Source organism: Roseovarius maritimus (assembly GCF_043355895.2).
GTDB lineage: Bacteria > Pseudomonadota > Alphaproteobacteria > Rhodobacterales > Rhodobacteraceae > Roseovarius > Roseovarius maritimus.
This window is the reverse complement of sequence record NZ_JBHFPF020000002.1, coordinates 393,208-414,963: the sequence shown is the minus strand read 5'-3', so window position 1 is coordinate 414,963 and position 21,756 is coordinate 393,208. Positions and strand designations below refer to the sequence as shown.

Below are 21,756 nucleotides of genomic sequence, written 5' to 3'. Positions count from 1 at the left end.
AGCAAAAAAATGAAAAAGCGCCGCGTCCAGGCCGGACGCGGCGCTTTGTGTTTCCGCAAAGAGGAGGCAGCTCAGGCGTCTTCCATCATGCCTTTTTCCTGCGCCAACTCGCGCATCCGCTCCTGCAGCTTCTCGAACGCGCGCACCTCGATCTGGCGGATTCGTTCGCGGCTGACATCGTATTGCCCGCTCAGCTCTTCCAGCGTGACGGTCTGATCGCTGAGGCGGCGCTGGGTCAGCACGTCCTTCTCGCGGTCGTTCAGCACATCCATCGCCTCGGCCAGCATTTCGCGGCGCGCGGTCAACTCGTCGCGTTCCTCATAGTCAGTGGCCTGATCGGCGTCTTCATCCTCGAGCCAGTCCTGCCATTGCATCGTGCCCTCGCCCTCGGAGCCGACGGTGGCGTTGAGCGACGCGTCACCTCCCGACATGCGCCGGTTCATCGAGATGACTTCGGCCTCGGTTACGCCCAGCTGGGTCGCAATCTTTTTAACGTTCTCGGGGCGCAGGTCGCCCTCCTCCAGCGCGCCGATCTTGTTCTTGGCCTTGCGCAGGTTGAAGAAGAGCTTTTTTTGCGCCGAGGTGGTGCCCAGCTTCACAAGGCTCCACGAGCGCAGGATGTATTCCTGAATGCTGGCGCGGATCCACCACATCGCATAGGTCGCAAGGCGGAAGCCCTTTTCGGGATCAAAGCGCTTCACGGCCTGCATCAGGCCCACATTCGCCTCCGAGATCACCTCGGCCTGCGGCAGGCCATAGCCGCGATAGCCCATCGCGATCTTGGCCGCGAGGCGCAGGTGCGACGTCACCATGCGGTGCGCCGCCTCGGTGTCCTCCTGCTCGACCCAGCGTTTGGCCAGCATGTATTCTTCTTCGGGCTCCAGCAGCGGAAATTTGCGGATTTCCTGCATGTACCGGTTCAGCCCGCCTTCCGGCGTCGGTGCCGGCAGATTTGCATAATTTGCCATATCTTGCCCCTTTTGCGTGCCGTGATGTTTACGGCTTTAACATCTATTTGGGCGCTGCCTCGCGCGTTTTCAATGCGTGTCGCATCATTGACTTAACTTACCATGAACCGGGCTCGTTCCTTGCGCCAGCCATGTGACATCGTGCTCACGCAACCGTGCTGGGATCGGGATCCGGCGTGAGGGCGGCGATGAGAGCAGTCATATCAGCGGGCAGGGGGGCCTCAAACAGCATTTCCTCGCCGCTCAGCGGATGCGTGAAGCCCAAACTGGCGGCATGGAGCGCCTGCCGGGGAAAGCTTTGCGCCATGGCGGCCCCGGCGGGCGGGAGCGCCTTTTGCGCCAGCTTGCGGCCCGCACCATAGACCGGATCGCCGATCAGGCCGTGACCTGCATAGGCCATGTGCACGCGGATCTGGTGCGTGCGGCCCGTCTCCAGCCAGCATTCCAGCAGCGCGCAAGCGGCCGGCGTGCCGAACCGTTCGAGCGTTCGGGCGCGGGTAACGGCATGCCGCCCGCCGGACCAGCAGACCGCCTGCTTTTGCCGATCCGTGCGGTGGCGCGCCAGGTGCGAGACGATGCGCAGGATGTTGCCCGGCTCGAAATCCACGCCGCGCAGGCCGCGCAGGCGCGGGTCCGATGCCTCGGGCGTGCCGTGGCAGAGCGCGATGTAGCGCCGCTGGGCAGTGTGTTTGGCAAATTGAACGGCAAGGCCGTGATGCGCGGGGTCGGATTTGGCGACGACCAGAAGGCCGCTGGTGTCCTTGTCGATGCGGTGCACGATACCGGGCCGCTTTTGCCCGCCGACGCCGGACAGATCGCCGCCGAAATGATGCAGCAGCGCATTGACCATCGTGCCGCCGGGCGTGCCGGGGGCAGGGTGGACGACCATGCCCGCAGGTTTGTTGACCACCAGCAGATCGGCGTCCTCGTAAAGGATATCGAGCGTGATATCCTCGGGCATGATATGCGTGTCCTCGGCCACCGGCACGGTGATATCCACCTCGTCATCCTCGGACACGCGCGCCTTCGGGTCGGTCACCACCGCGCCATTGATGCGGATCTGCCCATCTGCGATCAGCCTTGCCAACCGTGTGCGCGACAGGGCCGCATCACCCGGCACGTCACGCGCCAGCGCCTTGTCAAGCCGCTTTGGCGGGTCCATACCGATCCGCAAGGTCAAAGAGGTCGAGCCCATGGATGAAGATCCCCAGATGCAGCCGGTCGATCCGGCGATGGTGCGATATCTGCGCGTACTGGTCACCGTGTTGTCGGCGACCATGATCATCGGGTTCATAGTGATCGTCGCGCTCTTTGTCACCCGCTTCGCGCGCGGTGCCGATGTGACGCTGCCGGGGGCGATTGCGTTGCCGGATGGGACCGCACCCGCCGCCTTTACCCAAGGCGATGACTGGTATGCCGTGGTTACGGAAACGGACGAGATCCTGATCTATGACCGTGCCACGGGCCAACTGCGCCAGACGATCCGCATCGACATTTCCGAATGAAGTGAGGGTGGTACCACCTCCCCGGCTCGAACGGGGGACCTCTTGATCCACAATCAAGCGCTCTAACCAACTGAGCTAAGGCGGCACTGGTGGCCGATTTAGCCCCGGCGCCGCATGATTGCAACCCAAAAGCGCGTGAATATGCGCCCCTGTCTGCCCCTTGCCGTTCACGTCCGCAGAGGGCACGCACCTTGTCAATCCGGGCTTGCCGGGCTATCCCCGCCCGCAACGAAAAGGAGCCGCATCATGGGCATCAACAGCGAACGCGACGTCGAGGCCAATCTGCAGATCGGGCCGACCGATCAGGGAATGGTGCGAATTTATGTCGAATCGCAGGGCGTCGAGATTCCGATGGATTTCACCCCCGAAGAGGCCGAAGAGATCGCGGCCGAAATCATGGCTGCCGCCAAAGGCGCCGCGGCCTCCTGATACCGCGTCAAACCTGCGGATCACGCCAAGCTTGCAGGCGCCGCGCCGCATCGCGGGCAAACTTGCGTGTGACGGCGGTACGCCGAGCGCCGACCAGCTTGGTTTCCGGCCCCAAGCGGATGATCTCGGCGCCATAGCCATCGGCGCGGATCAGGCCGGTCTCCTCGGGCAGGATCTCGGCGGGAAAATCGGCATCTACCGCCCAGAAAAACCGGTCGGCCCAGTCCAGATAGCCCTGCCATTTGCTGTCGGACATGAAATCGGCGCGGCTCGACTTGCACTCGATCACCCATAACTCGCCCTTGGGCCCCAGTGCCATGACATCGACACGGCGCCCCCGCTCGGGGACATACTCCTCAAGCGCGGCAAAGTTCATTTCGCCTAAATAGCGGCACACGCCACGGGCAAGGATCTGGCCGGGCTGGCGGAGGATGAGAGACGTTTCCTGCATGGCCGCAATTATGAACAAAGATCGAACATCCACAACCCCTTGTCGAAGGCCCCGATGCGTCCTATCTCACGCAGTGGCGGGTTCTGCCCTTCTCGTGATCGGTTTCATTCCAGTGGCCTTAATCACTTCCGAGGGAGCTGGCTCTGTCCGGGCCCTGGTCCGGTTACCCGGCGCCCACCTGTATATGCAGGCTCTCGGGAATGAGGAACCAAACGGTTGCGTGCGGGCCCGCCACTTTCGCACAAACCTCAAGGCATTTAGCGGCGATTCCGGCTGCGCGCCTCGACACGGATGGGGATCATGCGGCCATCGTGGTCATTGCGGTGACCACCGCCGCCGCGCGGCCCGTGATCGTCATCATTGTCCCCGCCATCGCGCGCCAACACGCATTTCAGGCCGGCAAAGACCGCTCCGATTGTCAGCCACATCACTGCCGCAGCGCTCCAGACGCCGCCGGATAAGGCCACGATCTGCTTCAACTGCCCGGTGTCGAACCAGAAAAGCAGCGCAACCATCGCTGCCGCCATCCCAAAACCTGCGACCGCGTGGCGGGTGTAGGTCCGTCCGAACCGGATGAGGCTGGATCTTGGCATGTATCATCCCCCAATGACCTTCCATTAAGAAAATAGGTGGAATGCATGGCAACACAAGCGGCCCGGCGATATTTGGCCGACAAGTGTTGCGCATGTCGCGAATCAGAGGGTGAACTGCCCCGTTGCAAATGAAGCTTAGGCTCACGTGCGGCACCCGCCTACAATGCACGGGTGCGAATATCCCAAGCTTGAAGGCTTCGTTGCTTGTTTCGTCTGACGGTCGAGGCCTCTTTTCTCCCGAAAAACACATCCTCCAGATTCCGTGAAAGATTGCCGAACGCAGCGGCGTCGTTCAGGACTGCGATGCAAACTTGGCGTACGGCGTCCTGGCGCACGGCGACCTGGCGGTCGAACCAGAACGTCAACGAGTCGCGGCGCTGGAGCACTTGATTAGCGACCGGCCAGCTCCTGGTCTTGTAGTTTGGGGCTATCGGTCTGCTCATGCATCCCGGCTACCACGTGGGAGTCACGAGATGAATTCCTCACATCAGTTGTGCAACAAAGCCAGTTGAACCCAAAACCCACGCCTCCTGAAAAAGCCCGACATGCGCCCAGCGCGCGCCCAAGAATGGACAGAATGCCCTGATGAATTCACCTCAGCAGCGTCCGGCGCGGTGATGGCACCGCGACTCTGGGCCGATTGCCCAAGGAGTGAGACATGAGCCATCAGACATCCGTCGCAAGTTCCGTGACTGCCGTCATCGGCTTGACGTGCCTTGGGGCAGCGATCGCCTGGCAGGTCGCGTATCCAGCCGCTTCGTCGATCTCGGCTGCGCTGATGCTGATCTTTTCGTTTCTCATACCGGTCGCGCTCTATGAGATCGGCATTCGTCATATTCACCGGCAGCCATCAACGGGTCTGGATTGGTCCGCACCCGGCCGCCGCGATCCGCGGCGTGTCGGCCTCAAGCTATTGGGCCTTTTCATCCTTCTTGCAGCGCTCGTCGTGATCCACAGCCTGTTTCGCATCTATCCTGTCTGGCGGCTGGTCGACCCGCTGGTGGCGATCGTCATTCTGGCGCCCGCCGCGCTGCCGGTGACTTTGGTCTATTTCATCGAGGTGGACCGGCGCATGGTCGAGCCGCATGATGGCTATTGGCAGTTGGGTGCGTGGGTGACGGGACAAAATCCTTCCCCTGACTGGGCTTATCTACGAAACTTCATGTTGGGGTGGGCGATCAAGGGATTTTTCCTTCCGGTCATGTTCAATTATCTCGCCATGAACATACCAGGCCTGAGCGGCGGTATTGCCGGGGCCTTTGCCGGCCCGGTAGACGCGGCCGCCTATCTGACAAAGGTGATGATCGTGATGGAACTGGTCATCGTCGTGGTCGGCTATACCATGACCATGCGCCTTTTCGATGCGCATATCCGCTCGGCCAACGCGTTACCGGTGGCATGGATCGTAACGCTTGTCTGCTATGAGCCGATCAACCAAATCGTGACGGGGCGAGTTTTTGACTACCGCCCGGACCGCTCCTGGATCGACGTGATCCATAATCATCCGATGCTCTTCTGGCCGTGGCTGGGGCTGATCCTGTTGTCCTTCTTCGTCTGGCTCTGGGCAACGGCCATTTTCGGCCTGCGCTGGTCCAACCTGACCAACCGCGGGATCATCACGAATGGCCCTTACAAATATACCAAGCATCCGGATTATACCTCCAAATGCCTGTTCTTTGTGCTGACGGCCGCGCCATTCATGACCGCGCTCACTAAGTGGGAAGCGATCACCGCCAGCGCAGCGCTGACCGTGGTTATCGGCATCTATTTCGGCCGGGGCCGCATGGAGGAGAAGCACCTGTCAGACGATCCCGCTTACGTGGCCTACGCTCTGGAGATGAACCAGCGCAGCATTTTTCGCCACGTCGCCGCTCGGCTGCCTTTCCTGATCTACGTCGCGCCAGACGGGCGCACCGGGCTGGAGCCGGACACAGCGCCCGGCGGCGCGGCGGTGCCAGCGGAGTAGACGGGAGGCGTTCAGTCCTCCATCGCCTCGAGTTCGTCGATCATGCCTGATATCATGTTGAGGCCCTTGTCCCAGAACTTGGGATCGCTGGCATCGAGGCCGAAAGGTTTCAGCAAGTCGGAGTGATGCTTGGACCCACCCGCCCGCAACATGTCGAAATACTTATCTTGGAAGCCTTCGGGATTTTCCTCGTAAACGGCATAAAGCGCGTTCACGAGGCCGTCGCCGAAGGCATAGGCATAGACGTAGAAGGGCGAGTGGACAAAATGCGGGATATAGGCCCAGAACGTCTCGTACCCGTCCATGAAGTCGAATGCCGGTCCCAGTGACTGCGCCTGCACGGACATCCAGAGCGCATTGATGTCGTCCGGCGTCAGCTCTCCCTCGCGGCGGGCGGCGTGCAGCTTGCACTCGAAATCGTAGAACGCGATCTGTCGCACGACCGTATTGATCATGTCCTCGACCTTGCCGACCAGCATCACCTTGCGCTCGGCGTCGGATTTGGCGTTTGCCAGCATCCGGCGGAAGGTCAGCATCTCGCCAAAGACCGAGGCCGTCTCGGCAAGCGTGAGGGGCGTCGAGGACAAAAGCTCGCCCTGATCCGCCGCCAGCACCTGATGCACGCCGTGCCCCAGCTCATGCGCCAGCGTCATCACGTCGCGCGGTTTGCCGAGGTAGTTCAGCATCACGTAAGGGTGCACATTCGTCACCGTAGGATGCGCGAAGGCACCGGGGGCCTTGCCCGGCTTCACCCCCGCGTCGATCCAGCCTTTGTCGAAAAAGGGTTGCGCCAGATCGCCCATGCGCGCGTCGAATTCGGTATAGGCGTTCATGACCGTGTCGCGGGCGTCGTCCCACCCGACGATCTTGGTCTGCTCCATCGGCAGAGGCGCGTTGCGATCCCAGACCTGCATCCGGTCGAGACCAAGCCATTTGCGCTTCAGCTCGTAATAGCGATGGCTCAGCTTGGGGTAGGCGGCGACGACCGCGTCGCGTAGTGCCTCGACCACCTCGGGCTCGACATCATTGGCAAGGTGGCGACCGGTTTGGGCCGTCGGCATGCCGCGCCAGCGGTCGATCACTTCTTTTTCCTTGGCCGAGGTGTTGTGCACGCGGGAGAATGTCCGGATATTTTCGCCAAAAACGCGGGCCAGCTCCCGACTCGCTGCCTCGCGCTTGGAGCGGTCTTGCTCGGTCAGAAGGTTCAGTGTCCCTTCGATGCCCAATTCCTCGCCATCGACGTCAAAGGTCAGGCCGGCAATCGTCTCGTCAAAAAGACGCTCCCACGCGTCGCCGACGACGCCCATGTCGTGGAGGAACTTCTCCATCTCATCGGATAGCTGATAGGGCTTCATTGCGCGAATGCGGTCCAGCACGGGCTTGTAGCGCGCCAGATCGGCATTCTGCGCCAGAAGGGATGACAGGTGATCCTCGTCCAACTTGTTCAGCTCAAGCGTGAAGAACACCAGTGGGGTGGTGAAGTTGGTAATTTTTTCCTGCGCATCCGAGAGAAACTTCGTGCGCGAGGCATCCGTCGTCAACTGGTGATAGCGCAGGCCCGCATAGGACATGATGCGCCCGGCAATATTGCTGATCGCCTCGTCGCGGTGGATGCATTTCAGCAGCCCATCGGCGTCAAGATCCGCCAGCTTGCCCTCGTAATCGGCGGCAAAGGCGGCGCATTCGGCCTCAAGCCAGTCCATGTCGCGCTTGATTTCAGGCGCATCCGGGGCAGAGTAGAGATCGCTCAGATCCCATTCCGGCAGATCGCCCAGATCCTTCCCCTTTGCATTGGCGTTCGCGTCATGGACGGGCTGGGACAGATGGATCATCGGGTAAGCTCCTAAAATATGCGTTGCACCAGACATAGGCGGCGCGCGGCGCGCCCTCAAGGGGCCCATTTTACCCGTATTGGCGCAGCATCTCGTGCAGGTCGTCCAGGGTATTGGCCTCCTGCAGCGGCTTGTCATGGCGCCAGCGTTTCATGCGGGGAAATCTGAGGGCGACGCCGGATTTATGACGCGGCGAGGGGGCGATGCCCTCGAAGGCGATTTCAAAGACGTGCTCGGGCGTGACGCGCCGCACGGGTCCGAAGCGCTCTTGGGTATTTTTGCGCACCCAGGCGGTGATCTTGCGAAATTCGGTATCGGTCAGGCCGGAATAGGCCTTGGTGAAGGGCACGAGATCATTGCCGCTCCAGACTGCGAAGGTGAAGTCGGTGAAGAGGTTGGCGCGCCGCCCCGAACCTTGCTGTGCATAGATCATCACCGCGTCGATCGTCAGCGGGTCCAGCTTCCATTTCCACCAATCGCCGCGCTTGCGCCCCGCGTGATAGGGGCTGGCGGCGGATTTCAGCATGAGGCCCTCGGCGCGGTTCTCGCGGGCGGTGCTGCGGATAAGTGCCAGAGAGTCCCAGCTGTCATGCTCAATGAGCGGAGAGGGGCGCACGGGCGCGTCCTCAGGCAGTTTGGCCAGCAGCGCATCCATCCGCGCACGCCGCTCGGCAAAGGGCAGGGCGCGCAGATCCTCGCCATCCTCCTCCAGCAGGTCGTAGGCCAACAGGATCACCGGCGCGCTTTTCAGTAAGCTTTTCGGCACTGTCTTGCGACCGATCCGCTTTTGCAGATCGTTGAAGGGCAGTGGCGCGGCGCCGTCCCAAGCCACGATCTCGCCATCCAGCACGGTGCCGGGGGGCAGGAAATCGGCGGCTTGGGCGAATTCGGGGAATCGGTCGGTCATCAGTTCCTCGCCGCGCGACCAGACAAAATGCGCGGCCCCCCGCGCGATCAGCTGGCCGCGGATGCCGTCCCATTTCCACTCGGCCAGCCAGTTCTCCGGCGCGCCCAGCGTCTCTGGCGCCTCTTCCAGCCCATAAGCGAGGCAAAATGGATAGGGGCGCGATTGCGCAGCCTCGGGGTCGGGCGCCTCGATCAGGGCGCGGTAGCTTGTCGTGTCGGGCGTCCAGTCACCCATCAGGCGATGGGCCAGCTCAGCCTCGTCATGGCCGGTGGCGGCGCTGAGCGCACGGGTCATCAGCTTGCGGCTGATCCCGACGCGAAAGCCGCCGGTCAGCAGCTTGTTGAAGACGAGGCGCTCGGCGGCGTCCATCTGGTCCCACGCGTCAAGAACGGCGGTCTTGCGCGCCTCCTCTTCGGCGCCATCGAGGGCGCGCAGATAGCCTATCCAGTCCGTCAGGCTGCGATCCTGTGTGCGGCTGGGCGGCGGCAGGATGAGGGCGATCGTCTCGGCCAGATCGCCGACAATGGGATAGCTTTCCTCGAAGAGCCAGAGGGGGACGTTTGCCCGCTCGGCGGCCCACTCGCGCAGCTTGGTCGTGGTGATGGCGCGGCGCGGCCGGCGGCCCGAGAAAAGTGCGATGGTCCAGAGGCGGTCCCCTTCTGGCGCGGCGTCGAAATAGGCGGCGAGGGCCGCGACCTTGGTGTTGGTTTTCGTCGTCTGGTCGATGGTGGCATAAAGCGCGGTGAACCGTTTCATTCGGTCTCCTCTGCGTCCAGAACCTCGCCGGTGAACTCCGTTGTCAGCGCTTCGGCATTATAGCCTTCGCTCTTCAGCCATCGCGCGAAGATATCTGTGTAACCGTGTGTCGCATATATGTTTTCTGCACCCGTCGCCTTGATCGCCTCGTTAAGACCGTTCCAGTCCGCATGGTCCGAGACGACAAATCCCCGGTCAACGCTGCGCCGTCGCCGCACACCGCGCATCCGCATCCAGCCGCTGGCAAACCCGGTGGCATGGGGGCGGAACCTGCGCGCCCAATCGCTACCCAGCGCGCCGGGGGGCGCGATGACCATGGCGCCGGAGTAATCCTTGGGCGCGAGGTCCGGCGTGACGTAGGTCGTGGCGGGTAGATCGAAGCCTTGGTCCCGCAGGATGGCATTCGTGTTTTCGACCGCACCATGGGTCAGGATCGGTGCGATCTCGGGGTTGAGTAGGCTCATGACCCGCTGAGCCTTGCCCAGCGAATAGGCGCCCAGCAGGCTGAACTTTCCTTCGGCGGCGTTGGCGGCCCACCAGTCGTTGATCTGCCGCGCGGCCTCGGCCTCGTACGGCCACTCGAAGACCGGCAGGCCGAAGGTGCATTCGGTGATGAAGCTGTGGCATCTCACGCTCTCGAATGGGGTTGAGAGCGCATCGGGCACCGTCTTGTAGTCGCCGGAAACGACCCAGATCTCACCCCCCACCTCAACCCGGATCTGAGCCGAGCCGGGAATGTGCCCGGCGGGATGGAAGGAGACTTTGGCGCCGCCGATGGTGCGGGATTCACCGTACTTTATCGAATCGAGGTCAATCTGCCCGAGGCGGTGGCGCATGACAGGCCCGGCGATATCGGTGGCAAGGTAGCGCCGGTGCCCCGGACGCGCGTGATCGGCGTGGCCATGGGTGATCAATGCGCGGTCAACCGGACGCCACGGGTCGATGTAGAAGTCGCCTGCTGGGCAATAAATGCCCTCGGGTTTGAAGGTCAGCACCATGAAAGGAAGGATAGGTTGCGCCGCGATCATTGCCAGCCTCTTGCACAGAGTGGTGGGGTGTCTAGTCTGCCGCCGAAGCAGGCAAGGGAGCTGGATATGAAATTCGTGCGATATGGCGAGGCGGGGGCCGAGCGGCCGGGCGTTCTGGATAGCGCGGGCGAGCTGCGCGATCTGTCGGGCGTGGTAGAGGACATCGCGGGCGATGTGCTGGCCGCGCTGCCGCAGGTGGATGTGGATACGTTGCCCCAAGTGGCCGGTGCGCCGCGCCTTGGCCCGCCCGTGGGCGGTGTGGGCAAGCTGATCGGAATCGGGCTGAATTATTATGACCACGCCGCCGAGGTGGGGCTTGAGCCGCCGAAGGAGCCGATTGTCTTCATGAAGGCGACCTCGTCCATTACGGGGCCGAACGATCCGGTCTACATGCCGCGCGGGTCGGAGAAATCCGATTGGGAGGTCGAACTGGGCATCGTGATCGGGCGGCGCGCGAAATACGTCAGCGAGGAGGGCGCGCTGGGCCATGTCGCGGGCTATACCATCGTCAACGATGTGTCGGAGCGCGCGTTTCAGGCCGAGCGGGGCGGGCAATGGACCAAGGGCAAGAGCTGCGACAGCTTCGGCCCCATCGGCCCCTGGCTGGTCACGCCTGAGGAGTTGGGCGATGTGCAGGCGCTGGATATGGTGCTGGATCTCAACGGCGAGCCTGCGCAGCGCGGCAGCACGGCCTCGATGATCTTCGGCGTGGCCGGGGTGATCTCGTATCTTAGCCAGATGATGACGCTGCACCCGGGTGATATCATCGCCACCGGCACGCCGCCGGGGGTGGGCATGGGGATGAAACCGCCTCGATACTTGCGCGAGGGGGATGTGATGACGCTCTCCATCGCCGGTCTCGGCGCGCAGCGGCAGGAGGTGCGGCAGGACCGCTAGGCGCGCGCACGCCAGAATGCGTCGAGCATGGTCCATATCGCCTCGCGCGTCTCGGGCCGGTCCATCATTGGCTCGTGCAGCGCGCCCTCCAGCCGCTCCAGCCGGGCCTCGGGCCAGCGGGCGATGCGCGCCTCGATGCGGGCCGTGTCGACGATGCGCTCTTCGGAGCCCAGAAAGGTGAGGCACGGCAGCGCGGGCGAGGGCAGCGCGTGAAGGCGGCGGCACTCGTGCAGCGCGGCAAAGAGCCAACGGAGGCTGGGCCCGCCAAGCGCCAGTTCGGGATGGGAGGTCAGCTGTGCGCGCATCTGTTCAAGCATTTCGGCGTCGCGGGTCAGGTCATTTGTCTCGAACGGCGCGCTCAGCACATAGCTGTCCGGCCCGGTGCTGGGCGCATAGCGAGTGCCGAGGCCGATATGCCCGCTGGCCCAGCCCAGCGACCAGGCCACTGGCCGCAGCGCCGCGCGCAGGCGAATACCCCACATCGGCGCGGTAAAGGCGCAGGTGGCAACGGGCAGGCCCTCCATTACGGCACGCAAGCCAATCGCGCCGCCCATGGAATGCGCCAGAAGGTGCCACGGGCGCGGCAGGTCCAGCGCCTCGGCGATGCCGGCCATTGCGGCCACGTCATGGCCGTACTCGGCAAAGCTGCCGACATGGCCGGTCAGCGTGTCCCCTGTCAGCCGGTCCGAAAGCCCCTGTCCGCGCCAGTCTATCGCCGCCACGCCATAGCCACGTGCGCCCAGATCCCGCGCCGCAGGCCCGTATTTCTCAATAAATTCCGTCCGCCCCGGAAAGAGCAGCACCGTGCCGCATGCCTCCTCACGCGGCCAGTGCGCCACCCTGATACGCACGCCATCTGCCGCCGTGGCCCAGACCGCGCGGCCGCCCGGCGGGCCGTCCGCGATATCCTCCAGCAGCGGCGCCTCCTTCATCAGCCCAGAACCCGGCCCAGCTGCATCGCGACGCTCATGTCGCCCTCGACATCCAGCTTGCCGCTCATGAATGCGCTGGCCGGGTCCAGATCGCCCTCCACGATGGCCAGAAAGATATCCGCCGGTGCAGTCAGTGTCACATCCGCGGCCGCATCCGAGGCGCGCGCCCCGGCCCCGTCGATGATGATCGCGCCCTCGCCGGTAACGACGAACTTGGCCGAGCCGTCCATCGGCTCGCCGGTAAGGCGCGCGTTCAGCGCCTCGACCGCCTCGTTTACCCTGTCGCTCATTCGCCGCTCCCGCCTTTTTGATGTACCGCGCTCTTGCAGGGGGTTTGCTTTCCCGCCAGTGGCGCTAAACTTGGACCTGTTATGGGCGCTCTTCGCATCAATCTCAATCCTGCCCTCGCGCTGTGTCTGGCGCTGGCCGCGCCTTTGAGTGCGCAGGCGCAGGATACCGCGCGGCTTGATGGCATGTATGAAGATTTGAAAACCGCGCCGGCGCGCGAGGCCGTGCGGCTGGGCCGGGAGATTCGGCTGGAGCTGTCAAAATCCGGCTCGCCCGCGATGAACCTGCTGCTCAAACGTGGGCGCGATGCGCTGTCGGCGGGCGATACCGGCCTTGCCATCGAACTTTTGAGCGCGCTCACCGATCATGCCCCGGATTTTTCCGAAGGCTGGCACGCACGCTCGGTCGCGTTTGCCCACGCTGACCTGATTGGCCCCGCGATGGCGGATCTGGAGCGGGCGCTGGCGCTCGACCCGCGCAATTTCGCCGCGATCTACAGCCTTGGCGCGCTGCTGGAAGAGATCGGCCAGCCCGTCCTTGCCCGCGAGGCCTATGCCCGCGTGGCCGAGATCCACCCGCATTTCGATGATACCGAGGCCAACATGGCCCGGATCGACGCCGAAACCCAGGGCGCTGATCTCTGACGCAATCCTGAACCACCGGAGACGAGGCCCATGGCCGACAACGCACGGATCCTTGCGGTTCTGGGCCCTACCAATACCGGCAAGACGCATTTCGCGATCGAGCGGATGTTGGGCTATCCCACGGGCGTCATCGGCCTGCCGCTGCGCCTGCTTGCGCGCGAGGTCTATGACAAGATCGTGCGCGCGCGCGGCCCGTCGGTGGTGGCGCTGGTCACCGGCGAAGAGCGGATCGTGCCGCCGCGCGTCAAGTATTGGGTCTGCACGGTCGAGGCGATGCCCGAGGGCATCGGCGCAGACTTCGTCGCGGTGGACGAGATCCAGCTTTGCGCCGATCCCGAGCGGGGGCATGTCTTTACCGACCGTCTTTTGCGGATGCGCGGCTTGCGCGAGACGCAGTTCCTGGGCGCCGGAACGATGCGCAGCATGATCGCGCAGCTGATCCCTGAGGCGGAATTCGTGCCGCGCAGCCGGATGTCGGATCTGGTGTATTCAGGTTCGAAAAAGATAAGTAAGATGCCACCGCGTAGCGCAATCGTCGGGTTTTCGGTGGATAATGTATACGCCATCGCCGAGGTGCTCCGCCGCCAGAAGGGTGGCGCGGCCGTGGTGATGGGCGCTTTGTCACCGCGCACGCGCAACGCGCAGGTGGAGATGTATCAAAACGGCGATGTGGACTATCTGGTGGCGACGGATGCCATCGGAATGGGCCTCAATCTCGATATCGACCATGTCGCGTTTTCCTCGCTGACCAAGTTCGACGGGCGGCGCATGCGGCAGCTCATGCCGAACGAGTTGGCCCAGATCGCAGGCCGGGCGGGGCGGGGGATGAGGCATGGTACATTCGGCGTCACCGGCGAGGCGCCCGAACTGACGCCGGACGTGGCCGAGGCGATCATGGAGCACCGCTTTGCCCCCATCCGCAAGCTGGAGTGGCGCAACGCCGCGCTGCAGATGGGCTCGACTGGCGCGCTCATCGCCTCGCTCGAAGCCAAGCCCGAGCATGATATTCTGGTCCGCGCCCGCGAGGCGGATGACCTGACCGCACTGCGCACCTTGTCGGGAATCCCCGATGTGCAGGCCCGCGCAATCGGTGGCGCAGCGGTGAAACTGCTGTGGGACGTCTGCCGCATCCCCGATTTTCGCGGTATCAGCCAAGCCGAGCATGCGAGCCTCCTGGAAACCATATATTGCGATCTGCATGAGTGGGGCCGCATCCCCGATGACTGGCTGGCGCGACAAATCAATCGCATCGACCGAACCGATGGCGACATTGACACGTTGTCGAAACGTCTGGCGTATATCCGCACATGGACATACGTCGCACAGCGAAAAGGCTGGGTGGATGACGAAACGCATTGGCGCGAGGCGACGCGCGCTGTAGAAGACCGATTGTCGGACGCGCTGCATGGGGCGTTGACGCAAAGATTTGTGGATCGGCGCACATCCGTGCTCTTGCGCCGGCTCAAGCAGAAGGAAGCCATCGTGGCAGAGGTTAACGATACTGGTGAAGTGACGGTCGAAGGCGAATTCGTCGGCCGTCTGGACGGGTTCCGCTTTGTGCAGGACAAGACGGCGTCAGGGCAAGAGGCCAAGACGCTGGGCCAGGCCAGCCTGCAGGCGCTTGCGCCACACTTCAACCTGCGCGCCGATCGTTTCTACAATGCGCCCGATACAGAGATCGATTTCACCGAGCAGGGCGGCCTCATGTGGGGCAAGGATGCCGTGGGCAAGCTTATCGCCGGCTCGGACCCGATGAAGCCCAGCGTTAAAGCCTTTGTTGATGACGAGGCTGGCCCCGATGTCGCGCAGAAGGTCGAGCGGCGCTTGCAGCATTTCATTGACCGCAAGGTAGCGACGCTGTTCGAGCCGCTCTTGAACATCAGCCGGGACGAGACGCTGACCGGCCTCGCGCGCGGCTTCGGCTTTCGCATGGTCGAAACGATGGGGATCATTCCGCGGGGTGACGTGGCCGATGAGGTCAAATCGCTGGAGCAGGACGCGCGCGGCGCTCTGCGCAAGCATGGTGTGCGCTTTGGTCAGTTCACCATCTTCATGCCGTTGCTTTTGAAGCCCGCACCCACGCGCCTGCGCCTGGTGCTTTGGGGCCTTGCCAATGGCATGGACGAATTCCCCGAGGCGCCGCCTCCGGGCCTTGTCACCGTACCCGCCGCCAAGATGCCGCAAGGCTACTATACAATGGCTGGCTATCGCGCCGCTGGGGCGCGCGCCATTCGCATCGACATGCTGGAGCGTCTGGCCGACATGCTGCGCGCCGAGGATAGCCGCGGCGGGTTCGAGGCCAAAGCGGACATGCTGTCGATCACCGGCATGACGCTGGAGCAGTTCGCGGACCTGATGGAAGGCCTTGGCTACAAGGCCGAGCGCGGCGAGCGTGCCAAGGTCAAGCCCGTAGATCAGATTATGGGAGAGGCTCCGGGCGTCGAGCCCGAGGCCGAGACAGCTGGCGATATGGTCGAGAATATCGAAGCCGAAGGCATCGCCCCGGTGGCCGAAACGCCCGAGGAGCAGACAGAGGTGTCCGCCGACATCCCCGAGATGAGCGAGACCGAGGTCGCCCCCGGCACGCCTGCCGATCCCATCGCGCCCTCGGCCGAGCCCGAGGTTTATTATACCTTCACTTGGGCCGGACGCGCCCGCCGCAGCGGCCCGCCCGCTGGCGCGCGAGACGGGGGCGGTCGCGGCAAACCGCAAGAGGGGCGCGGCAAGCCGCGTGGCAAAGGCAAGCCCAAGGGCGGCGATCGGGGCGGCGACCGGGGCGGCAAGCCCGGCAATGCGGGCGCGAAGAGCTTCGAGGCCAAGCCTGCGCCCAAGAAGGACAAGATCGACCCGGACAATCCCTTTGCCGCAGCCCTCATGGGCTTCAAGAAAGACAAGTGACGACACCCGCCGGTGAGACTGCCGAGGCGGGAAGGATTCGCCTCGACAAATGGCTCTGGCAGGCGCGTTTCTTCAAGACGCGCGGATTAGCCGCAGCCGTCGTCAAGTCTGGTCATGTGCGCGTCAACGGAAACCGGGCTGGAAAACCGGCGCAGTTGGTGCGGCCCGGCGACGTTCTGACATTTGCCCAGGCCCGGCAGATACGCGTTGTATGCATCATCGCGCCGGGCCTGCGGCGCGGCCCGGCGGCTGAGGCGCAAACCCTCTATGACGATCTGACGCCAGCCCCTGAGCCGAAAGGCGAAACACCTGTTTCGCCCAACCCGCGATACGAGGGAAAAGGGCGCCCCACCAAGAAGGACCGACGCAAACTGGACTTCAATCCGCCCGGGGCGCTTGAATGATCGAAGAGGCTGGATTATCTGTCGCCCGACCCACTCTCAAGAGGCCGACATGACCTATATCGTCAACGATGCCTGCATCGCCTGCAAATACACCGACTGCGTTGAGGTGTGCCCTGTCGACTGCTTTTACGAGGGTGAGAACATGCTGGTCATCCACCCGGACGAGTGCATCGATTGCGGCGTCTGCGAGCCGGAATGCCCGGCGGACGCGATCCGCCCGGATACCGAGCCGGACATGGAAAAATGGGTGGAGTTCAACCGCAAATACGCCGAGCTTTGGCCCGTGATCGTCACCAAGAAGGACGAGTTGCCCGAGGCGCAGGAGCGCGACGGCGAAAGCGATAAATTGGAGAAATATTTCTCCGAAGCGCCGGGCGAGGGTGGCTGAGACCCATCGCGCACGGCGCCATGCCAAATTCGGTAATCCCTGAGGCTGTTGATGCCGAAGGTTGCCGCGTGATTGCGCTGCGTCACGGGCTTGTGTGCCGGGATACGATGCGCGCCCTTCCGCAGCGCGGCGATTCGTGGTATAAGTATCTCAGATGTAACGCCATGCCCGATATCCACTCTCCCCTGCTACTGCTTGGGTGTGGATTTTCCTGTGCCAAGACAGTGTGACATGCCCCACCGGCGCCGCGCCGGGCCGCATGTGATTTGTCGATGACATTCGGGCCAGCAGGAAAGGAAGTTTTGAATGAGCAAAGCCAAAAAGCCCGACTTCAGCCCGAATGATTTTGTCGTCTATCCCGCGCATGGCGTGGGCAAGATCGTCTCGATCGAAAGCCAAGAGATCGCGGGGATCGAACTGGAACTCTTTGTCATCAACTTTGAGAAGGACAAGATGACCCTGCGCGTGCCTACGCACAAGGCGACCGAGATCGGCATGCGCTCGCTCTCGAGTCCCGATATCGTCTCGAAGGCGATGACGACGCTCAAGGGCAAAGCCAAGGCCAAGAAGGCCATGTGGTCGCGCCGCGCGCAGGAATACGAGCAGAAGATCAACTCGGGCGATCTGATCGCCATTGCCGAGGTCGTGCGCGACCTGCACCGCACCGATGACCAGCGCGAGCAGAGCTATTCCGAGCGTCAGCTGTACGAGGCCGCGCTTGAGCGTCTGACCCGCGAAGTCGCAGCTGTCAGCGGCGATGGCGAGGTCGAAGCGGCGCGCCAGGTTGGAGATGTTCTGGTGTCGCGGGCGGCCTGATAGCCGCTAAATTGTGTAAAAGGCCGCATCCCTCCATGGGTTGCGGCCTTTTTCATGCCGTATCAGGCCAAGATCGACAGCAGCACGGCGATTTCGGCCAGTTGCTGCGCCGCGCCCAGCGTGTCGCCCGTCTGGCCGCCGATCTTGTCCCGCGTGACCCACGCCAAGGCGAAGGTCACCAGTGCGGCCCAGATCAGAACACCGAAGGCCGACCAGCCTACAAGCATCAGAGCGATCAGCGCGGCCAGCCCCGCCGCCGCGCCGCAGAGGCGCGCATCCGGGCGGCCCGTGCCATGTGATAGCCCCGCGTCGCGCGCATGGGGCAGGGCCCACATCATGGCCGGGATGGCCGCGCGTGATACCGCGCCGGCGGTGATGATGGCTGCCAGGGTCCAGCCCTCATCCAGTTGAAACAACAGCCAAAGCGCCGCCCAGCGGGCGCTGAGCGACAGGATCAGCGCGATGACGCCAAACACGCCGACATGGCTGTCTTTCATGATCTCCAGCCGCTTGGCGCGCGTCCAGCCGCCCCAGAACCCGTCGACCGTATCGGCCAGCCCGTCCTCGTGCATCGCACCCGTGACGATCACCTGCGCCGCAAGGGCCGTGAGGGCGGCCAGCGCCGAAGGCAGGCCGCACCAATGCGCAATCAGCCCGAGCAACCCCGCGACGAGGCCCACCAGCGCGCCCACCAGAGGATAGGCCCATGCCGCCTTGGCGCCGCGCATCGGGGCGTCCGGCAGCGGCAGGCGGGTCAACAGGGCCATCGCTGCGCGAAAATCGTTCAGATAGGGCGTCATGCCGTCGTTTTTCCGCATCGGATCGGACCTTTTTGGGGATGCCACATTCAGCCCCTCTGCGATACACCGACGCCAAACGCTTATGCAACGGGGGCCAGCGGGATGAACGCGGAAATGCACAGCATGACGGATCTGGCGGCGCGCCTGAAGGATCTGCCCGAGCCGGATGAGGCGGCGCTTGACGCTGCACGCGCCCGTGATGCCAGCCTCACCAAACCGCCCGGCGCGCTAGGCCGCCTTGAGGAACTCGCGGCTTGGTACTGCGGCTGGCGCGGCGATGCGCGGGCGCAGATCCGTGCGCCGCAGGTCATTGTATTTGCCGGAAATCACGGTGTCACCGCGCAGGGTGTGTCCGCTTTCCCGCCCGAGGTGACGGTGCAGATGGTGGCGAACTTCAAGGCGGGCGGGGCGGCGATCAACCAACTGGCACACCAGTTCGGGGCAAAAATGCACGTTGTTCCGCTGGAACTGGGCAATCCGACCGCCGATTTCACGCAAGGTCCGGCGATGGACGAGGCGAGCTTCATGGCTGCTATCCGCGCCGGCTGGGACGCCGTGGATCCGGGTGCCGACGTTCTGGTGACGGGTGAGATGGGCATCGGCAATACCACCTCGGCCTCCGCCATCGCGACCGCGCTCTATGGCGGGGAGGCTGCCGACTGGACGGGCCGCGGCACGGGACTTGGGCCCGATGAGGTCTCGCTCAAGGCGCGCGTGGTGGCGGCGGGCGTCGCACGGCATGATGCGATGCGAGATAGACCGCTGGAGGTGCTGCGCGCACTGGGCGGACGCGAGTTGGCGGCTTTGGCGGGGGCCATCCTGCGGGCGCGGCACATGCGCCTCCCGGTGATCCTCGACGGGTTTATCTGTTGCGCCGCTGCCGCCTGCCTAGAGGCCGAGGCGCCCGGCGCGCTGGATCACTGCGTGGCGGGCCATGTCAGCGCCGAGGCAGGGCATCCCCGTCTTCTGGCGCGCTTGGGCAAGGCGCCGCTATTGTCGCTGGGTATGCGGCTGGGCGAGGGATCGGGCGCGGCGCTGGCCATCGCCATCCTGCAGGGCGCGCTGGCTTGCCATTCGGGCATGGCGACCTTCGATGAGGCGGGCGTCAGCGGCGGCTGACAGCTGCTGATGCTCGCCGGTCAGGCGCTTTTTCGCGGCGTGTCGTCGTCCGATTCCTCCAGCTGTGACAGCAGCATCGTCTCCAGCTCGCGCTCCAGCTCGCGGGCGCGGGCGAGGTATTCCTCGTTCTCGACCGTGGGTACATCCGGATCCCAGAGTGAGGCCAGTTCGCGCACTGAATTGCGGTCATGGTGGTAGAACATATCCTCCAGCTCGGCGGCCTCGAATTCGGATAGTCCCATGTTCTCAAGTACGTATCGACCGGCACGCAGGGAGGCATCGAACATCTCGCGCACGATGTCATTGGCGCCCGCCTGATAGAGGCGAAAAACGTGGTTGCGGTCGCGCGCCCGCGCGATGATGTGCAGATCGGGCCGCTCGCGCCGGGCGAAGGTCACCAGCCGCACGGCTGCGTCAGGATCGTCCAGCGCTGCGACCAGTATCTTGGCCTCGCGCAGACCCGCCGCGTGCAGCATCTCGGGGCGGGTCGGATCGCCAAAGAAGCCCTTGACGCCAAAGCGGCGCATCCGCTGGATCGCTCCCAGATCGTGATCGAGCACGACCGTCTCGTAGCCCGAAGAGCGCACGAGGCGATTGACGATCTGCCCGAACCGCCCGATGCCGACGATGATAATGCGGGCCTGCTCGTCCACGTCATCCGGCTCGGCGGCCTCGGCGGCCTCATCCATATGGCTCGAGAGCCAGTCATAGAGGATGAAGAGAAGCGGCGTGATCAGCATGGACATGGCAACCACCAGCAGCAGCGTTTCGGTCATGTCCGCGGGCAAGACATTCTGCTGACCCGAGAAGGAAATGAGCACGAAGCCGAATTCGCCCGCCTGCGCCAGCGACAGGGTGAAAAGCCACAGATTGCGCCCGCGCAGATCGAACATGCGCCCAAGGACATAGAGAATTGCGCCCTTGAGCACGATCACCATCAGCGCAAGACCGACGATCAGAAACGGTGCGCCAAAGAGCAGCGCGAAGTTGATGCCCGCGCCCACGGTGATGAAGAAGAGGCCCAGAAGCAGGCCCTTGAACGGCTCGATATCGCTTTCCAGCTCGTGACGAAATTCGCTGTTGGCCAGGACGACGCCGGCAAGGAAGGCGCCAAGCGCGGGCGAGAGGCCGATCAGATACATCAAGAAGCTGATGCCACAGACGATCAGCAGGGCAAGGGCGGTATACATCTCGCGCAGGCGCGCGGCGTGTATATAGCGGAAAACGGGCCGCGTCAGGTAGACCCCCGAAACGATGATCGCGCCGACCACGCCGAGCGTGACAAGCGTGACACCCCAGCCCGGCAGTCCTGCAACCAACGACAGGCTGCTATCGTTATGGGCGCCCGTGGCCAGGTGTTCGGCCGTGCCGCCCATCGGGCGCTGCAGGGTGCCCTCCAAAACGGTCTCTGGCGTCTTGCGCATCGCAAGAAGCGGCAGCAGCGCCAGCATCGGGATGACCGAGATATCCTGCGTCAGCAGCACGGAAAAGGCCGAGCGCCCACCCTTCGTCTGCATCAGGCCTTTTTCCGAAAGGGTTTGTAGCACGATCGCGGTCGAGGAGAGCGCAAAGATCAGGCCGACGGCCAGACTGACACTCCAGTCATGTCCCAGTGCCATGGTCCCCAGCATGATGACGAGTGTGGTCAGCACCACCTGCATCCCGCCAAGGCCCAGAAGGCGGTGGCGCATGTCCCATAGCGCGCGCGGCTCCAGCTCGAGGCCGATGAGGAACAGCATCATCACGACGCCGAATTCGGCGAAATGCTGCAACTCCGCCGTTTCCTGCCCGACAAGCCCCGCGACCGGACCTATCAGGATGCCCGCCGCCAAGTACCCCAGCACCGATCCGAGACCCAACCGCGCCGCTATGGGAACTGCGATCACGGCGGCGGCCAGATAGATCGAGGCCTGGAAGAGAAAGGCGTCCATCGCGGTCTCCTTGGGGGGAACGGACTACCGCGACGAAGACGGCGGTCGTCGCGGTTGAAAACGGGTGCGCAGAGCGCCGTGACGCGGCGCTTGCGGCCTTTGCCCGGCGGGTTTGACCTCCAAGCATAAAGGCAGAACGAAATGTCGCAACGGCCAAGCGGAGGGCGCATGGCCGTTTACACAGGATCCTTGTCCATTTACACG

The 21,756-nt window shown here is 63.7% G+C and carries 21 protein-coding genes, 1 tRNA gene and 1 other RNA gene; 11 read left to right on the top strand and 12 right to left on the bottom strand.

The window, feature by feature from the left end; translation table 11 throughout:
- Positions 1–71: 71 nt before the first annotated feature.
- Both rpoH and ACEWPM_RS06860 read right to left on the bottom strand, forming a co-directional pair.
- Positions 72–968, bottom strand: coding sequence for an RNA polymerase sigma factor RpoH (gene rpoH / locus ACEWPM_RS06865; RefSeq protein ID WP_393961686.1), 897 nt, complete (start codon positions 966–968; stop codon positions 72–74).
- 145 nt (positions 969–1,113) lie between these two features.
- Complete coding sequence (locus ACEWPM_RS06860; RefSeq protein ID WP_393961685.1) at positions 1,114–2,163, bottom strand: pseudouridine synthase; 1,050 nt, start codon at positions 2,161–2,163, stop codon at positions 1,114–1,116.
- On the opposite strand from ACEWPM_RS06860, the gene ACEWPM_RS06855 reads away from it, so the two are divergent.
- Positions 2,162–2,473, top strand: a complete 312-nt coding sequence (locus ACEWPM_RS06855; protein WP_393961684.1) for a DUF6476 family protein — start codon at positions 2,162–2,164, stop codon at positions 2,471–2,473. The two genes, ACEWPM_RS06860 and ACEWPM_RS06855, sit on opposite strands and share 2 nt — an antisense overlap.
- 8 nt (positions 2,474–2,481) lie before the next feature.
- Here the strand turns inward: ACEWPM_RS06855 and ACEWPM_RS06850 are convergent.
- Positions 2,482–2,558, bottom strand: a tRNA-His gene (locus ACEWPM_RS06850).
- Positions 2,559–2,719: 161 nt separating this feature from the next.
- On the opposite strand from ACEWPM_RS06850, the gene ACEWPM_RS06845 reads away from it, so the two are divergent.
- Positions 2,720–2,902: a DUF6324 family protein gene (locus ACEWPM_RS06845; RefSeq protein ID WP_393931307.1), complete on the top strand. Its 183-nt coding sequence runs from the start codon at positions 2,720–2,722 to the stop codon at positions 2,900–2,902.
- Positions 2,903–2,909: 7 nt separating this feature from the next.
- Here the strand turns inward: ACEWPM_RS06845 and ACEWPM_RS06840 are convergent, their stop codons facing one another.
- Positions 2,910–3,353 (bottom strand): MmcB family DNA repair protein, encoded by a 444-nt coding sequence (locus tag ACEWPM_RS06840; RefSeq protein ID WP_393961683.1) that lies wholly within the window; start codon positions 3,351–3,353, stop codon positions 2,910–2,912.
- Positions 3,354–3,430: 77 nt separating this feature from the next.
- Here ACEWPM_RS06840 and ssrS point away from each other — a divergent pair.
- Positions 3,431–3,586: non-coding RNA, 6S RNA (ssrS, locus tag ACEWPM_RS19795), on the top strand.
- 24 nt (positions 3,587–3,610) lie between these two features.
- On the opposite strand, the gene ACEWPM_RS06835 is transcribed toward ssrS, so the two are convergent.
- Positions 3,611–3,946 carry a hypothetical protein gene (locus ACEWPM_RS06835; protein WP_393961682.1) on the bottom strand — a complete coding sequence of 112 codons (336 nt, stop codon included), beginning with the start codon at positions 3,944–3,946 and terminating at the stop codon, positions 3,611–3,613.
- A 658-nt stretch (positions 3,947–4,604) separates the two neighbouring features.
- On the opposite strand from ACEWPM_RS06835, the gene ACEWPM_RS06830 reads away from it, so the two are divergent.
- Complete coding sequence (locus ACEWPM_RS06830; protein WP_393961681.1) at positions 4,605–5,912, top strand: isoprenylcysteine carboxylmethyltransferase family protein; 1,308 nt, start codon at positions 4,605–4,607, stop codon at positions 5,910–5,912.
- An 11-nt stretch (positions 5,913–5,923) separates the two neighbouring features.
- Here the strand turns inward: ACEWPM_RS06830 and ACEWPM_RS06825 are convergent, their stop codons facing one another.
- The 3 genes from ACEWPM_RS06825 to ACEWPM_RS06815 all read right to left on the bottom strand — a co-directional run bounded on the left by ACEWPM_RS06825 (position 5,924) and on the right by ACEWPM_RS06815 (position 10,435).
- Positions 5,924–7,744, bottom strand: coding sequence for a M3 family oligoendopeptidase (locus ACEWPM_RS06825; RefSeq protein ID WP_393961680.1), 1,821 nt, complete (start codon positions 7,742–7,744; stop codon positions 5,924–5,926).
- Between the two features lie 70 nt (positions 7,745–7,814).
- A complete protein-coding gene (locus tag ACEWPM_RS06820; RefSeq protein ID WP_393961679.1) occupies positions 7,815–9,407 on the bottom strand; it encodes an ATP-dependent DNA ligase in 1,593 nt (530 codons plus the stop codon).
- Positions 9,404–10,435, bottom strand: a complete 1,032-nt coding sequence (locus ACEWPM_RS06815; protein ID WP_393961678.1) for a ligase-associated DNA damage response exonuclease — start codon at positions 10,433–10,435, stop codon at positions 9,404–9,406. Before ACEWPM_RS06815 ends, ACEWPM_RS06820 begins: the two co-directional genes overlap by 4 nt.
- Before the next feature lie 66 nt (positions 10,436–10,501).
- Between ACEWPM_RS06815 and ACEWPM_RS06810 the strand changes: the two genes are divergently transcribed.
- Complete coding sequence (locus ACEWPM_RS06810) at positions 10,502–11,332, top strand: fumarylacetoacetate hydrolase family protein (protein ID WP_393961676.1); 831 nt, start codon at positions 10,502–10,504, stop codon at positions 11,330–11,332.
- On the opposite strand, the gene ACEWPM_RS06805 is transcribed toward ACEWPM_RS06810, so the two are convergent.
- Positions 11,329–12,264 carry an alpha/beta hydrolase gene (locus ACEWPM_RS06805; protein ID WP_393961675.1) on the bottom strand — a complete coding sequence of 312 codons (936 nt, stop codon included), beginning with the start codon at positions 12,262–12,264 and terminating at the stop codon, positions 11,329–11,331. The two genes, ACEWPM_RS06810 and ACEWPM_RS06805, sit on opposite strands and share 4 nt — an antisense overlap.
- The gene (locus tag ACEWPM_RS06800) at positions 12,264–12,554 is read right to left on the bottom strand and encodes an SCP2 sterol-binding domain-containing protein (protein WP_393961674.1); all 291 of its coding nucleotides are present in this window, start codon (positions 12,552–12,554) and stop codon (positions 12,264–12,266) included. The genes ACEWPM_RS06805 and ACEWPM_RS06800 overlap by 1 nt, the downstream gene beginning before the upstream one ends.
- 81 nt (positions 12,555–12,635) lie before the next feature.
- Between ACEWPM_RS06800 and ACEWPM_RS06795 the strand changes: the two genes are divergently transcribed.
- The 5 genes from ACEWPM_RS06795 to ACEWPM_RS06775 all read left to right on the top strand — a co-directional run bounded on the left by ACEWPM_RS06795 (position 12,636) and on the right by ACEWPM_RS06775 (position 17,702).
- Positions 12,636–13,196, top strand: coding sequence for a tetratricopeptide repeat protein (locus ACEWPM_RS06795; protein WP_393961673.1), 561 nt, complete (start codon positions 12,636–12,638; stop codon positions 13,194–13,196).
- A gap of 30 nt (positions 13,197–13,226) precedes the next feature.
- A complete protein-coding gene (locus tag ACEWPM_RS06790; protein ID WP_393961672.1) occupies positions 13,227–16,094 on the top strand; it encodes a helicase-related protein in 2,868 nt (955 codons plus the stop codon).
- Positions 16,091–16,498 (top strand): RNA-binding S4 domain-containing protein, encoded by a 408-nt coding sequence (locus tag ACEWPM_RS06785; protein WP_393961671.1) that lies wholly within the window; start codon positions 16,091–16,093, stop codon positions 16,496–16,498. Before ACEWPM_RS06790 ends, ACEWPM_RS06785 begins: the two co-directional genes overlap by 4 nt.
- 49 nt (positions 16,499–16,547) lie before the next feature.
- Positions 16,548–16,886: a ferredoxin FdxA gene (fdxA, locus tag ACEWPM_RS06780; protein WP_393961670.1), complete on the top strand. Its 339-nt coding sequence runs from the start codon at positions 16,548–16,550 to the stop codon at positions 16,884–16,886.
- Positions 16,887–17,192: 306 nt separating this feature from the next.
- Positions 17,193–17,702, top strand: a complete 510-nt coding sequence (locus ACEWPM_RS06775; protein WP_393961669.1) for a CarD family transcriptional regulator — start codon at positions 17,193–17,195, stop codon at positions 17,700–17,702.
- Between the two features lie 62 nt (positions 17,703–17,764).
- On the opposite strand, the gene cobS is transcribed toward ACEWPM_RS06775, so the two are convergent.
- Complete coding sequence (gene cobS, locus ACEWPM_RS06770) at positions 17,765–18,520, bottom strand: adenosylcobinamide-GDP ribazoletransferase (RefSeq protein WP_393961668.1); 756 nt, start codon at positions 18,518–18,520, stop codon at positions 17,765–17,767.
- A gap of 84 nt (positions 18,521–18,604) precedes the next feature.
- Here cobS and cobT point away from each other — a divergent pair, with 84 nt between their 5' ends.
- On the top strand, positions 18,605–19,621 hold the full coding sequence (cobT, locus tag ACEWPM_RS06765; protein WP_393961667.1) for a nicotinate-nucleotide--dimethylbenzimidazole phosphoribosyltransferase: 1,017 nt from the start codon (positions 18,605–18,607) through the stop codon (positions 19,619–19,621).
- Positions 19,622–19,641: 20 nt separating this feature from the next.
- On the opposite strand, the gene ACEWPM_RS06760 is transcribed toward cobT, so the two are convergent.
- Positions 19,642–21,552, bottom strand: coding sequence for a cation:proton antiporter domain-containing protein (locus ACEWPM_RS06760; RefSeq protein ID WP_393961666.1), 1,911 nt, complete (start codon positions 21,550–21,552; stop codon positions 19,642–19,644).
- Positions 21,553–21,756: the final 204 nt, after the last annotated feature.